The sequence below is a fragment of the Agrobacterium sp. lyk4-40-TYG-31 genome, from assembly GCF_030209855.1.
Classification (GTDB): Bacteria; Pseudomonadota; Alphaproteobacteria; order Rhizobiales; family Rhizobiaceae; genus Agrobacterium; species Agrobacterium vaccinii.
This window is the reverse complement of sequence record NZ_JARVRE010000004.1, coordinates 829,042-842,433: the sequence shown is the minus strand read 5'-3', so window position 1 is coordinate 842,433 and position 13,392 is coordinate 829,042. Positions and strand designations below refer to the sequence as shown.

The following is a 13,392-nucleotide window of genomic DNA, read 5'->3' as shown; positions in this document are numbered from 1 at the left end:
AATCAATAGATTTCAGCGGCTTGGCAAACCTCAATCGATTGTATCTGCAAACTGCCGGTCCACAGGTTTGCGATCGAACAATGCGAAGAACAGGAAGCCCAGCAGGAAGCCGAAGATGTGCGCATCCCACGCCACTTCGCCGCCAGCATCGCCAAACAGGGGAATGCCGACAGCAATCAGCACATTGCCGAACAGCCACATCAGCGTGAAGATAAGCACGGTGCGGTTAGACAGGGACTGGAGGATGCCCTGGCGCGGCAGGAGATGGCCAAGGGATGGGTGGTAGCGTCCGCCGCGCGCGGGAAACACGAAGCGGCACGCCGCGCCCATCAGCGCCGAGACGACACCGGATGCGCCGATCAGCACCGTTGGATCACCCCAATGCAGGAATGCGTGGCCGAAGGCGGCGACGGCTGAGGAAATGCACCAGAGCAAAATGAAACGCAACGTACCGATTCGGCGCAGCACCGGCGCACCGAAGGCCATCAGCCAGAGGCTGTTGAAAAGGATATGTTCGATGCCGCCATGCAGAAGCGAATAAGTGATGGGCGTCCACAACCACTCCAGACCCTGCTGCGACAATGTCGTGGCATAGCGCAGGGGAATGAAGCCGAAGGTGAACAGGAACCAGCCATAACCATCATCGGAGAGAACATAGGACGAGATCACGTGGATGACGACCATCAGCGCAATGACGGCGACGAGCGCGCCCGGCAGGTTGAAAACAGGGGTTTTCTGCGGGGCCTGCGCCTGCTCTACCTCATCCACTTCGGGCCGTTCACCGTCATTATGCGTCATCAGCCCGTCTTCTCCTCGTCTCGCGTTCCGCAAAAGCCATTGGGAGCAATATAGTAACGCTGCGAGAAAAAGAAGCACCGACAAGGGCGCGCACCTGCAACTAAAAATGCCGTCATGCCTTTTGTTGACCAGACGCGTGGCATGGAAATCGCTTGGACATCTTCAGCACCGCACATCAAGACGGCTTGTGTACCGAAACGACACAGGCCCCGCGGCCCGGAGACCGTGTCATGAAGACAAATGCAAGTCTGGAGATTTACGCCTATTGGGATGCGTTGCGCGGTGAGCGCGCGTCACCTTTGCGCAGCGAGATAGACCCGTCGCATATCCGCCACGTGCTGCCCGACCTCTTCGTGCTTACCGATGCGGGCGATGACGCGCCCGTATTCCGCCTGACCGGAACACGACTCTACAATCTGTTCAGCCGCGAACTGCGCGACACGCCGTTTTCGTTGATATGGCAACCGGATGCCGCCGAAGACGCCTGCCGCATTGCCAATGGCGTATTGCAGCACGAGCGGCCCGTGGTTTTCGACATCTGGTCCGAAAGCGTCAGCGGCCATGTCGCGCAGGCTTTCGAAATGTTGCTGCTGCCGCTGGAGGCGGAGCCGCACTTTCCGCCGCGCCTGCTGGGTGCCCTGATTTCCGACCCGCCGCTGGTGGATTTCGGCCAGCCCTTCAAGCCGCTCGCCTTGACGCGCAGCCGCCTGCTGGAGGAAACATCGGTGCAGTTGATGGCGCAGCGAACAGACTTCGGCTTCTCCTTGGATCGTTCTGTTTCGTTATGAGAACCTACAATTATAATCGGCGTTAGTTACAGAACGGTCTGTTAACTCGACATCTGTAAAGAAGGGGGATCATTCCTCTTTACTGTGCTGCCCATGTTCTCATCTCGCTCAACCACCGTCGCATTTGCCGCCCGCTCAGTGGAATCGTCGCCTGCTTCCGAGGTTTTGCCTGTGGCACTGACTGGCCGGTTGATGGTGCCGTCGCAGGACGAGTATGATTGCACCGCCCACGAGATGACGGCAGAGACGGCGCGCATCACCTGCTTCGTGCGACCGCGCAATGGCGACCGTATCATTGCCTATCTCCAGCACATCGGACGCGTCGAAGGCATCGTCAAGGCACTGACGGCGGATGGCTTCACCATCGCCATAATGGGCACGGAGCGCAAGCGTGAGAAGCTGGCCGCACAACTGGCCTGGATTGCCAAGCGCCATGCCCTCGGCCTGCCGGAAGACCGCCGCCATGACCGTCTGACACCGCGCAACCCGCGCGCCGACCTGATGCTGAGCGACGGCAATATCGCGCCATGCCGCATCATCGACCTTTCGCTATCAGGTGCTGCGGTCGAAATCGACATTCGCCCTGCGATGGGCAGCAATGTGCGGCTGGGCAACATGGCTGGCCGGATCGTGCGCCACTTCATGGAAGGCGTCGCTATCGAGTTCGACGCGGTCCAGTCGCGCGATGCGCTGATAGAATTTCTCTGATCCACCGACCCGCGCTCTAAACAACCGGCTACGCCTCGCGTCAGCCGGTTTTTTTGTGCCCGAAATTGCCGACGGCGAGCCTTGATGGGCAATTTTTTGAACCCGAAATGCAGAAAAAACTGTGCCATTGCGGGAAAACGAAGAAATTTCAGAAAAATATCCGAAAAAATTGGCTGAAAATGCGCCTCGCAACGCAACCATTGATAGATTTTTACACCCGATAATTGTTCATCTGGCGTTCAGAATGCAAATGCATTGGGGAAAGTATAGTCAAAGAATAGTTTAAGAGCACACACAAGGTCGAATGGTACCCTGCCACATTAACCAAAAGCGGTTAAGAGATCATATTTTACAGTGGCTTAAGGAGAAATTCCGATAGATGTCATAATCGAAACGATAAAATTTGAATCAAATTTTGCTCAAATACAGCTAAAAACAACATCAAATAAAGCGCAGTTTTTCCTAAATTTAACGTCGAATTTGAGCGCCGTTATTTGCGGGCAGTCAAAATATCGGTGGCATTCTTCTCCTCACAACGGGGAGACAAGAAATGAAAAAAATCAGCCGTTTCGGATTTATGATTGCAGCGATGATCGCAGGTGCCTTTGCAACACAGGCAGAAGCATCGCCAGCCGCCGCAATGCGCATCATGGGCAAAGCCAATCCACCGATTGGTCACTACGAGTTCTGCCAGACCTACCAGAGCGAATGCCAGCCAACATCCGGCGACCGTGGCCCGCTGCGGTTGACGGAAGAAAACTGGAAGATGATCCTGGACGTGAACTACACGGTTAACACCACGATCACGCCGATGACAGACATGGAAATCTACGGCGTTGAAGAGCGCTGGGCTTATCCAACGACTGTTGGCGACTGTGAGGACTACGTTCTTCTCAAGCGCAAGATGCTGATGAACAAGGGCATCTCCGCCTCCGACCTGCTGATCACGGTCGTTCTTCAGCCAAACGGTTCCGGCCATGCGGTTTTGACCGTGCGTACCGATCGTGGCGACTTCGTTCTGGATAACCTGCGCAACAAGGTCATGGACTGGTCCGAGACCGAATATACCTACCTGAAGCGCCAGGACAGCGCCAATCCGGGCCGATGGGTCAAGGTTCAGGATGGCCGCGCCGTCAACGCCGTCGCAGGTATCAACTAACATCCAATGCTTATTGGCCGGCCCGTCTCCCCGCTTTTCTGACGGCCGCGCCAAAGAGCCGGTTCCTTGCCCCGGAACCGGCTCTTTTTTGTGTCGCAGTTATTAGAGCATTTCAGCAAAAGTGCGAAGCGGTTTTGCGCCCGGATAATGCGTTAAAACAAACAGATAGAGCGTTTTCGCGTTTCGAAGAAAAGCGGAAATGCTCTAGAGAAGGCCGAGTTCGGCGAGTTCGCGCTTCAATTCCGAGGGCATGTCTTCTGGCAGACCAGCACCGCCAAGGTCACGTGGGGCGTCGTCGGCAGTCAGATACCGCCAGCCCTGAAACGGTCGCTTGGGCGCGGGTGAGGTCTCGACCACCTCCGGTGCCAGAACCAGATCGCAGCGAGAAATGCCGTCTTCGCCCTTGAAGGAACGGATATCGAGGATCGACTGGCGCGCCTGTACCTGGCCCTTGATGACCCAGTAGAGCGAGCCGCCATCCAGCAACTCCTCTGTTCTCTTAGGAAACATGCGCGTGGTGTGAACGCTGTGCGGTTCCAGCCCCGCCGCAATTGCGGTGAGCGCACGGTGGGAAACCCAATCGCGCAGATCATCGATGGAATCTGCGCCGACACAAAGCTTGATGAGATGAAGAGCCATGGCCCTATCAAGGCCGTTTTGGGCCTTGCGTCAAGCATTGATAGGTTGCGCTGTTCAGCACTCCACGACATTCACGGCAAGGCCACCGGTGGAGGTTTCCTTGTACTTCTCGCTCATGTCGTTGCCGGTCTGACGCATCGTCTCGATACAGGCATCCAGCGGCACGAAATGCTCGCCGTCGCCCTTCAGCGCGAGTGACGCGGCGGTTACGGCCTTAACCGCGCCCAGTGCGTTGCGCTCGATGCAGGGCACCTGCACCAGTCCGGCGATAGGATCGCAGGTCATGCCGAGGTGATGTTCGAGTGCGATTTCCGCCGCATTCTCGATCTGTGCAGGCGAGCCACCCATCACGGCGGCAAGACCGGCAGCGGCCATGGCGGCGGCAGAGCCGACCTCGCCTTGACAGCCGACTTCGGCGCCGGAAATCGAGGCATTGTGCTTGATGATGCCACCGATGGCGGCAGCCGTCAGCAGAAAGTCCCTGATGTCATCCACCGTTGCATCTTCATGGAAGTGGCGGAAGTATCGGACCGTGGCGGGCACGACACCGGCGGCGCCATTTGTCGGCGCTGTCACCACGCGACCGCCCGACGCATTCTCCTCGTTGACGGCCATAGCGTAGACGCTCAGCCAGTCATTGGCGAGCAGCGGGTTCAGGCGGTTGCTGCGCCACTCGGCGTTCAGCTTGTCGTGAATGGAGCGGGCGCGACGCTTGACCTTCAGGCCACCGGGCATGATGCCCTCGCCTTTCAGGCCGCGTTCGATACAGCCATTCATGGCCTCCCAGATCTGGTCCAGCCGGTCATCCAGATCCTGACGGGTCATGACGGTTTCTTCGTTGGCGCGCTTCATCTGCGAGATAGTGCGCCCGGACCGCTCGGCCATCTCCAGCATCTGCTTGGCCGAGGCGAAGGGATAGGGAACCTTCGGGCCATTATCGACCGTCTTTCCGCGCTGGCGCATCGCCTCCAGCTCGGTATCGGTCACCACGAAGCCGCCGCCGACGGAGTAGTAGATGCGCTTCAAGAGCATCCGGCCCTGATTGTCATAGGCGGAAAAGGACATTCCGTTGGCGTGTCCCGGCAGCGGATTTTTCTTGTCGAAGATCAGGTCTTCGGCGGGACGAAACGCGTAAGGTGGGTGTCCGGCGGGTGAAACGCGTCCGGTCGTCTCGACCTGCGCGATAAGCGCGTCCATCGCATCGGGATCGACGAGGTCAGGGCGTTCTCCCGTCAGGCCCAGCACGACGGCACGGCCAGAGCCATGGCCGATGCCGGTAAAAGCGAGAGATCCGTGCAGGCTGACCTTGATGGCTGCGACGGTGGCACCTGCTGGTCGTGGCCATTCATCCGAGAGGATTGTCTCCAGAAAGCGGTTCGCAGCCGACATGGGCCCCATGGTGTGCGAACTGGAAGGCCCGATGCCGATCTTGAAGACGTCGAAGACCGAGAGAAACATGTGTATCCTGCCCTATGTATAGACTTATATGGCCAGTCTATCCGAACCGTGCGAATGCGCCATATCAAAAATGGCCATGGCCTGTGCCGCCTGCGACATCATCCGGTTCAAACGAAAACAGCACGATTTCCGAGGAAACCGTGCTGCAGAAACTGAAATATCTATGAGAGATTATTACGGGCTACCAAAAACGTAGGTCAAAGCGAGAAAAGCGGCAAAACCTGCAAGTGCGCGAAATGTTACGGCCCAGCAGGATTTCTGTGCGGTTTCGTCCATGATTACTCCAGCGTGTTACTCTCAGGCCGCTCATGCGTCAGCCAGTGGGTGAACCATTTATTAAAAACTTGTGACAAACGCAAATGCAAAAAACGGCTAAAGCAAGGCGTATTTGCCCATCTGCCATTCACTCACTGCATAGGTACAAGAAATTACAATGGCTTACCTGTTCAATACGAAGCAAGGCATGCCGAGAGCCTGTCTCAATTTAGACCAAAGTGTAAACGGGGTCATATTTCGTTCACCATGATGCCGCCAGCTGTGTATAAACCCGCGCGGCGCAAGCCTTTTGCCCCAACGACCTGCCAGCCATATTGAACGCGTCTCGCATCTGGCTTATCGGGCATTCAAAGAATGATCGAACCTCTCGAGAAAGCGGTGACACACATGCAAGCCACACCTTCCTCCTTCCCGGATCGCGACACCGTCGCAGCGAAAATCGCCTCGTTCAGCCCCGAGGACGAAAGCTGGTTGAAACTGCTGCTCGAAAACGCGGCCCAGGATGAAAATCTGCTGGAAGGCCTGCGTCTGTTTCTGGACCAGCAGGCAGAAGCACGGTTTCTCAACTCGCTGAAGCTGGAAAAATCTGGCGAATGGTTTGGTGCAAACGCCCCTGCCCGCATGCAGATTCGTCTTCACGAAGTATCGAAGAGCAGCCAGCATGCAGCCTTTACGGCATTTCGCAGCGGGCTGACGAAATCAGGCGGTCTGGAAAAAGCCTATCCGAAGGCACCGCTGTAAGACTGAGGGCTTCAGTCGGGCACCCTGTCCACCACAGCAATGATGGGACCCATGGGGTGCCACCAGTCGCGACGTTTCGCGGCTGGGATATCGACGCTGGAAATGCTGCCATCCAGATACAGCGCATTGGGCGTATGCAGCCGGTCGCGAAACAGCGTAGCGAAATCGTAGAAGCGGACGGCATTTTCCGAGATCGCGAAATGCACCATGCCATCCTCAGATACGCCCACACCATTGCGGGTGTTGAGACTGTCGCTCTCGGGCAGAAAGCGCGGATGCAGCTTGCCATCGATGACGAGCATGGGGCCTGACTGGGTGGCGAATTCGGGCTTCAGATTGGCATTGAGATAGGCGCTGGTTTCCAGCACACCCGCCGTCTTGCCATCCATGAAGAACACGCCGTTGGGCTGCATGTGAAAATTGCCCCAGCCACCGCCTGTGCTGATCGGCTTCGTCTCGACGCCATTTTCGATGTGAAGGCCGACGGGCGACAAATCCCGGTGATACATGCCGCCATTCATGGCAAAGGTGACGAAGCTGTGCTGGCGCCAAAGGGCCGAGGAAAGCGCCTCGAAGGACCCATAGGGTTTTCCCGCGACGTGGTCCCACTGGTAGAGCCGGATATTGCTTTTGGCGGGATCGAAGCTGCAGACGGTGTAGCGGCCACCCGTGTGGTCGATGGACTGACAGAAATCCGGCAGATCAGCCGCACTCGCCGTTGTCGAAAACAGAAACGGCAGCAGATATCGTGCAAGCTTTCTCATCATCCCTCGTCAGTCGTGCGCTTCGTCGTGTGCACGCTTAGCAGAGCCAGAGAGACGAGAGTATGGCATGGCGCCAACGTTTCGGTGATAACAAAAAAGGCTGGCGAAGAGCGCCAGCCTTTTCTTGGATATTCAGTGGGACAGAATTATCTGCGCGCGGCGCGATCAACGCTGCGTCCGGCAGCCTGCGTGCCATCCACAGTGCCTGCTACGTCCTTGCCAACGCCGCGGATCGTGTTACCGCAAGAGCTAAGGGAAACGAGAGCGATAAGAACCGCAGCAATGGATGCGAAGAAACGTGTAGACATGCGTGAAACTCCCCTTGTGTTTGCGCAGATCGCACAAACGTGATGTCAATAGCGGGCAGATAACGCCGGATAACGGGGCCGGTTCCACGCGGTTGAAAAAATAATCCGATAAATTTCAAACGGCCTGCGCAACATCGCGAAACGCGTTGCGAATGCTGTCCGCAACGGCCTGCACCGGACGTGTCGGCTTGTCTGCAACGATGAGGCGGATATCAAAGCAGCCGAGTTCCGGCAGTCCGTCTTTTTCGCTGAGGATGACCATGTCGTTTTGCACATAGGAGCGCGGCATAGGCGCAATTGCCAAGTCAGCCTCGATGGCCGCCTTTTGCGCCATGGTGTGGCCGCTGAGATAGGCCACGCGGAAGCGGCGGCCCTGCTTTTCCAGCGAGGTGATGGCCTCCGAGCGCCAGATGCAGCCGTCTTCCCAGATCGAAATCGGCAGCGGATCGCGCAGATGCGCCGTGCCGCATTTGGCACCGGTCCAGACCAGCCGCTCGCGCATCAGCACCTCGCCGGTGTTGCGCAGCGGCAGGGAGGCGCAGTTGACGAGCGCGATATCAAGCCGCTGCTCATCCATCCGCTTGTAGAGCTGGGAACTGGAATCGATGGTGACATCGACCATGATGGCCGGAAACGCATCGGCGAAACGCTTGAGAATTCCGGCCAACAGGCGACGCTCGCCAATATCCTCGGGCGCCCCCAGACGCACGACGCCCGACAGTTCCGGCATGACAAAGCGCGACACGGCCTCGTTGGAAAGAGCGATCATGCGCCGGGCATAGGTCAGCAACGTCTCGCCATGGGCCGTCAGCGTTACCGAGCGCGCATCGCGCAGGAACAGTGTCGTCTTCAACTGCTCTTCCAGTTTCTTGATCTGCATCGACACCGCAGACGGCGTGCGGAAGACCACCTCAGCCGCCGTGGAGAAATTGCCGGTCTCGGCAATAGCCACGAAGGTTCTCAAGATATCATTGTCCAGCAGCGGCAAGGGTTGGCGGAAGGATACTGTCATGGCGATAGCCTTCAATTTTTCTCATTGATACATCGATATCATTTCGTTTGATTGAATGTCAACATTGCCGCACTCTCCTCATCATGCCGCTCGAAACACCCAGTCAAGCATAGGTTTTCGAGCATTTCGAAACATAACGATTTTCGATTGATGATATCAAAATCATTCGATTGTTTGATGACACGCTTGAGCGCATATCTTCGTCGTCAACCGCCCATGAAACATGAAAGGAGATTGGACATGACCATGATCACCACCCACAGCAGGGGGCCATCGAGGGTCCGGCTGCATTCGCTATACTGGTTATCCCACCTTGTGGACCTAGGCCGTGATCTTCACGCATCCTGGCGTCGCAGGCAGTCTTTGCGCGCTCTCGAAGCCCTGCCCGCAGAAACGTTGAAGGATATCGGATGGCCATCAAGCGACAACAAGCGCATGCGAATTGCGCAGAAATAAACGCAGACAATATCGAACGTTGAATGGCTCGCAGAACCTGTTTCTGACGAGCCATTTTTTTGCACTGCGGAACAAATGGGCGACGACCACATTTTCCCCTGCCCCAATCAGCTAAGAGGATATTTATGGCCCAGTTCGGTTCCAGCATTTTGCCCGGCGACTTCACCCGTCTCGGCGCCAATTTCGACGGTGATGGCGTCAACTTCGCGATCTTCAGCGCCCATGCCGAACGCGTGGAACTTTGCCTCTTCGATGAGAGCGGTCAAAACGAAATCGAGCGCATCACGTTGCCGGAATTCACCAACGAAATCTGGCACGGTTTCATTCCCGGCCTCAAGCCCGGCGCGCTCTATGGCTACCGCGTACACGGCCCCTACGACCCGGAAAACGGCCACCGCTTCAACCCCAACAAGCTTCTGATCGACCCTTACGCCCGTGAACTGGTGGGCGACATCGCGTGGGGCTCCGAACAGTTCGGCTATATCCTCGATGCCGAAGACAAGGACATGTCCTTCAATGACAGCGACAGCGCTGCCAAAATGCCGAAGTGCCGGGTGATCGACCCCAACGACCACGACTGGGGCAACGACAAGCGCTCGAATATTCCATGGTCGAAGACGATTTTCTATGAGACCCACGTCAAGGGCTTCACGCAACTGCACCCCGGCGTGCCAGAAAATCTGCGCGGAACCTATGAGGGTCTCGGCGACAAGCAGATCGTCGATTACATCAAGAGCCTTGGCGTTACTTCCGTCGAGCTGCTGCCAATCCACTCATTCCCGGATGATTCGCATCTGCTGGAAAAAGGGCTGAAGAATTTCTGGGGCTACAACTCCCTTGGCTTTTTCTCACCCGCATCGCGCTACTATGGCCCACGCGGCATGGCTGGCTTCCGCGATATGGTCAGGGCATTCCACGATGGCGGCATCGAGGTCATTCTGGATGTGGTCTACAACCACACGGCTGAAGGCAACGAGCTTGGGCCGACCCTGTCCTTCAAGGGTATCGACAACTTCTCCTATTACCGTACGATGCCGGACCAGCCGCGTTACTACATCAACGACACCGGCACCGGTAACACCGTCAACACCTCCCACCCGCGAGTCTTGCAGCTGGTAACGGATTCGCTGCGTTACTGGGCCGAAGACATGCACATCGACGGCTTCCGCTTCGACCTCGGCACCATCCTCGGTCGCGAGCCGGAAGGCTTCGATCAGCGCGGCGGCTTCTTCGATGCTGTTGGTCAGGACCCGGTGCTATCCAAGCTGAAACTGGTCGGTGAACCCTGGGATATCGGTCCAGGCGGCTATCAGGTCGGCGGCTTCCCACCCGGTTGGGCAGAATGGAACGACAAATATCGCGATACGGTGCGTGAATACTGGAAGGACGAAGATGGCACGGCGGGCGACTTTGCCGCGCGTATCATGGGTTCTGGCGACGTTTACGATCTGCGTGGCCGCAGGCCATGGTCCAGCGTCAACTTCATCACCGCCCATGACGGCTTCACGCTGAACGACCTCGTTTCCTACAATGAGAAGCACAACGAGGCGAACGGCGAAGACAACAAGGACGGCCACGACCATAACCGCAGCTTCAACTACGGCGCGGAAGGTCCGACCGATGATGATGATATCATCGCCGTGCGCGATCGCCAGAAGCGCAACTTCATCGCCACCCTGTTCCTGTCCCACGGAACGCCGATGCTGCTGGCCGGTGACGAGTTCGGTCGCAGCCAGATGGGCAACAACAATGGCTATTGCCAGGACAGCGATCTGAGCTGGGTGCACTGGGAAAACCTGCCGGACAGCGCCGAAACTCTGCGGAAGTTCACCGCGCGGTTGATCGAGCTCCGCCAGAACCACTCGATTCTACGCCGGGACAGCTGGCGTGACGGCACCCATACGACATGGCTGAATCCGGGGGGTGGCGAGCAGACGGAAGCACAGTGGAACGATCCGGGCTCCACATCGCTAGGCCTGCGCATGTCCCGTGATGGCGGTGACGATGCGGAAGAGTGGAACGACGTTCTGATCCTCTTCAACCCGCATGATGGCGCGGTGGAGTTCAAGCTGCCTGATGCCGAACATGGCTGGATGACCGAACTGACGACCGCAGACCCGGAAACCGGAGGTGACAAGATCGCCAATGGCGATAACTACACGGTTGAAGGTCGTACTCTGGTGCTGTTGCGGGCTGCCTAGCAGCGCGAGACCGCTAAACTTCCGTCATACCGGCCCTGAGCCGGTATCCAGTCAGCCCAAGTCCTTGGGCTGAAAAAACTTTCTCCGCCGCGCAGACGCGCGACGACTGGATCCCGCATCAAGTGCGGGATGACGGCGGGAGTTAGAATGCAACTATTCAAATAAAAACGCCGGGTGAAAACCCGGCGTTTTGTATTTTACGGATGGCTGAGCTGGATGCCCGGTAGCCGCATGCTGCGCTTCCTGCGGCTCTTGACCTTGCCCGCGATCGATGCGCGCAACGCGAAGAAGATGTCATCGAGGTGGTACGGCTTGCTGAAGAAGCGGACATCGTTCGGCAGGTCAAGCGTATCGGGCGAATGCCCGCCCGATGTGACGATGACGGACATGTGCTCCTGGCAGGTCTCGATCATGCGGACCAGGTCCAGACCAGACAGACCGCCGGGCATGTCGATGTCGGTGATGACGGCTGAGATATTGGCGACTTTGCCGATGGTGGCGACGGCTTCCAGCACGTTGGATGCTTCCAGCACCGTGTAGCCCGCCTCCTCCAGCGCATCGGCAAGCGTAAAACGAATGATCGGTTCGTCTTCGACGATCAGTACGGTCAAGCCAGTTTCAGACATACGCAATACTCCGCTCAAAAGCACCGGACGGGAACGGCGGCGCCGCTCAAAATGTCCGTGGCTGAAACAAAAGACGAAGCGGCGGTTCAGTGTGTCTCTCGTCAGTCCGCCGTTCCCTCACGTCGATAGAACGCGCAACGTCGCGATAGTGATGAAAGGCTGCGCCCGAAAATTGAAAACAATATTAATAAAATGCAAAATACTGAATTAAGATGTCGCTAACCTTACCATCTTCGGCTGGTGGTTTGACGAACATCAAGGACCGATCACCCTTAGTTTTTTTGACACCAAATCTGCCGTGTCGTATCTTGCGCCGAGAGCGTCGCATTTACGATATACAGCGGACCGTTTCCAAGCAAGGAATTGCGTTTCCGCAATGGAGCATGGTCTTGATGAGCAAAACTCCTTCCAAAAAGCGCTCCGTGGTCTTTTTCATGGTCCCGCAATTCACCATGCTTCCCTTTACGGCGGCTGTGGAAACACTGCGTATCGCCAACCGTATGCTGGGCTATGCAGCCTATGAGTGGCGCTTGGCCTCCGCCGACGGACAGAAGGTCGAATCATCGGCTGGGATCGCGCTGGAGGCCAAGACCTCGCTAGCGGAAGAGCGCAAATCCGTCAGCGGCGAAAACCGCCCCGACATGGTGCTGATCTGTTCGGGCATCGACATCGAGCAATACAGCAACAAATCCGTCAACGCGTGGCTGCGGGAAGCCAACAATCGCGGCATCGCCGTCGGTAGCCTCTGTACGGGCGCACATGTGCTGGCCCAGGCAGGACTGCTGAATGGCAAGCGCTGTGCGATCCACTGGGAAAACCTGCCCGGTTTTTCCGAAGCCTTTCCGCAGGTCGAGGTTTACGCAGACCTCTACGAGGTGGATGGCAACATCTACACTTGCGCGGGCGGCACAGCGTCGCTGGACATGATGCTGAACCTGATCGGGCAGGATTTCGGCGAAAACCTCGTCAACCGCGTCTGCGAGCAGCAATTGACCGACCGGGTGCGCAGCCCGCATGACCGCCAGCGTCTGCCCCTGCGTGCGCGTCTGGGCGTGCAGAACGACAAGGTTCTCTCGATCATCGAGTTGATGGAAAGCAATCTGTCCGAACCGCTCTCACTGCTGGATATCGCCGATGACGCCGACCTTTCACGCAGGCAGGTGGAGCGGCTGTTCCGCCAGGAAATGGGGCGTTCCCCCGCCCGCTACTATCTGGAAATACGGCTGGACCGGGCGCGCCATCTTCTTGTGCAATCGGCTATGCCGGTGGTGGAGGTGGCGGTTGCCTGCGGCTTCGTTTCGGCCTCCCATTTCTCGAAGTGTTATCGCGAAATCTACAATCGCACGCCGCAACAGGAGCGCGCCGAGCGCAAGCTGGTGATGAGCGCATCGCGCATGGCAGCGGCGGCCAGTCAGGGCAAAGCCGCGCATTAGAGCGTTTCCTTGTTAAATGGAAACG

General features: G+C 57.3%; 14 protein-coding genes. 7 read left to right on the top strand and 7 right to left on the bottom strand.

Features of this window, described 5'->3' with window-relative positions:
* Window positions 1-30: 30 nt before the first annotated feature.
* Window positions 31-798: a rhomboid family intramembrane serine protease gene (locus QRN55_RS09250; protein WP_284776484.1), complete on the bottom strand. Its 768-nt coding sequence runs from the start codon at window positions 796-798 to the stop codon at window positions 31-33.
* A 230-nt stretch (window positions 799-1,028) separates the two neighbouring features.
* Between QRN55_RS09250 and QRN55_RS09245 the strand changes: the two genes are divergently transcribed.
* The 3 genes from QRN55_RS09245 (at window position 1,029) to QRN55_RS09235 (ending at window position 3,453) form a co-directional block, all read left to right on the top strand.
* The gene (locus QRN55_RS09245) at window positions 1,029-1,586 is read left to right on the top strand and encodes a PAS domain-containing protein (protein WP_284776483.1); all 558 of its coding nucleotides are present in this window, start codon (window positions 1,029-1,031) and stop codon (window positions 1,584-1,586) included.
* Window positions 1,587-1,679: 93 nt separating this feature from the next.
* Window positions 1,680-2,294, top strand: a complete 615-nt coding sequence (locus tag QRN55_RS09240; protein WP_284776482.1) for a PilZ domain-containing protein — start codon at window positions 1,680-1,682, stop codon at window positions 2,292-2,294.
* Window positions 2,295-2,844: 550 nt separating this feature from the next.
* Window positions 2,845-3,453 carry a transglutaminase-like cysteine peptidase gene (locus QRN55_RS09235; RefSeq protein ID WP_111838065.1) on the top strand — a complete coding sequence of 203 codons (609 nt, stop codon included), beginning with the start codon at window positions 2,845-2,847 and terminating at the stop codon, window positions 3,451-3,453.
* Between the two features lie 204 nt (window positions 3,454-3,657).
* On the opposite strand, the gene QRN55_RS09230 is transcribed toward QRN55_RS09235, so the two are convergent.
* Together QRN55_RS09230 and QRN55_RS09225 are read right to left on the bottom strand one after the other, a co-directional pair.
* Window positions 3,658-4,092: a DUF1489 family protein gene (locus QRN55_RS09230; RefSeq protein ID WP_284776481.1), complete on the bottom strand. Its 435-nt coding sequence runs from the start codon at window positions 4,090-4,092 to the stop codon at window positions 3,658-3,660.
* 54 nt (window positions 4,093-4,146) lie between these two features.
* Window positions 4,147-5,550, bottom strand: a complete 1,404-nt coding sequence (locus QRN55_RS09225) for an L-serine ammonia-lyase (protein ID WP_284776480.1) — start codon at window positions 5,548-5,550, stop codon at window positions 4,147-4,149.
* A 663-nt stretch (window positions 5,551-6,213) separates the two neighbouring features.
* On the opposite strand from QRN55_RS09225, the gene QRN55_RS09220 reads away from it, so the two are divergent.
* Entirely contained in the window at window positions 6,214-6,567 is a 354-nt protein-coding gene (locus QRN55_RS09220) for a hypothetical protein (RefSeq protein WP_112498833.1), read from the top strand.
* An 11-nt stretch (window positions 6,568-6,578) separates the two neighbouring features.
* On the opposite strand, the gene QRN55_RS09215 is transcribed toward QRN55_RS09220, so the two are convergent.
* The 3 genes from QRN55_RS09215 to QRN55_RS09205 all read right to left on the bottom strand — a co-directional run bounded on the left by QRN55_RS09215 (window position 6,579) and on the right by QRN55_RS09205 (window position 8,651).
* Complete coding sequence (locus tag QRN55_RS09215) at window positions 6,579-7,331, bottom strand: phosphodiester glycosidase family protein (RefSeq protein WP_502871307.1); 753 nt, start codon at window positions 7,329-7,331, stop codon at window positions 6,579-6,581.
* Window positions 7,332-7,477: 146 nt separating this feature from the next.
* Window positions 7,478-7,639, bottom strand: a complete 162-nt coding sequence (locus QRN55_RS09210; RefSeq protein ID WP_284776478.1) for an entericidin domain-containing protein — start codon at window positions 7,637-7,639, stop codon at window positions 7,478-7,480.
* A gap of 115 nt (window positions 7,640-7,754) precedes the next feature.
* Window positions 7,755-8,651 carry a LysR family transcriptional regulator gene (locus tag QRN55_RS09205; RefSeq protein ID WP_111838442.1) on the bottom strand — a complete coding sequence of 299 codons (897 nt, stop codon included), beginning with the start codon at window positions 8,649-8,651 and terminating at the stop codon, window positions 7,755-7,757.
* Window positions 8,652-8,891: 240 nt separating this feature from the next.
* On the opposite strand from QRN55_RS09205, the gene QRN55_RS09200 reads away from it, so the two are divergent.
* Together QRN55_RS09200 and glgX are read left to right on the top strand one after the other, a co-directional pair.
* Window positions 8,892-9,107: a DUF1127 domain-containing protein gene (locus tag QRN55_RS09200; RefSeq protein WP_111838060.1), complete on the top strand. Its 216-nt coding sequence runs from the start codon at window positions 8,892-8,894 to the stop codon at window positions 9,105-9,107.
* 125 nt (window positions 9,108-9,232) lie between these two features.
* Window positions 9,233-11,308 carry a glycogen debranching protein GlgX gene (gene glgX / locus QRN55_RS09195; protein WP_284776477.1) on the top strand — a complete coding sequence of 692 codons (2,076 nt, stop codon included), beginning with the start codon at window positions 9,233-9,235 and terminating at the stop codon, window positions 11,306-11,308.
* A gap of 197 nt (window positions 11,309-11,505) precedes the next feature.
* Here glgX and QRN55_RS09190 read toward each other — a convergent pair whose 3' ends face one another.
* Window positions 11,506-11,934 carry a response regulator gene (locus QRN55_RS09190; protein ID WP_111838058.1) on the bottom strand — a complete coding sequence of 143 codons (429 nt, stop codon included), beginning with the start codon at window positions 11,932-11,934 and terminating at the stop codon, window positions 11,506-11,508.
* Window positions 11,935-12,326: 392 nt separating this feature from the next.
* Between QRN55_RS09190 and QRN55_RS09185 the strand changes: the two genes are divergently transcribed.
* Complete coding sequence (locus tag QRN55_RS09185) at window positions 12,327-13,367, top strand: GlxA family transcriptional regulator (RefSeq protein ID WP_112498767.1); 1,041 nt, start codon at window positions 12,327-12,329, stop codon at window positions 13,365-13,367.
* The last annotated feature ends 25 nt before the right edge of the window (window positions 13,368-13,392 follow it).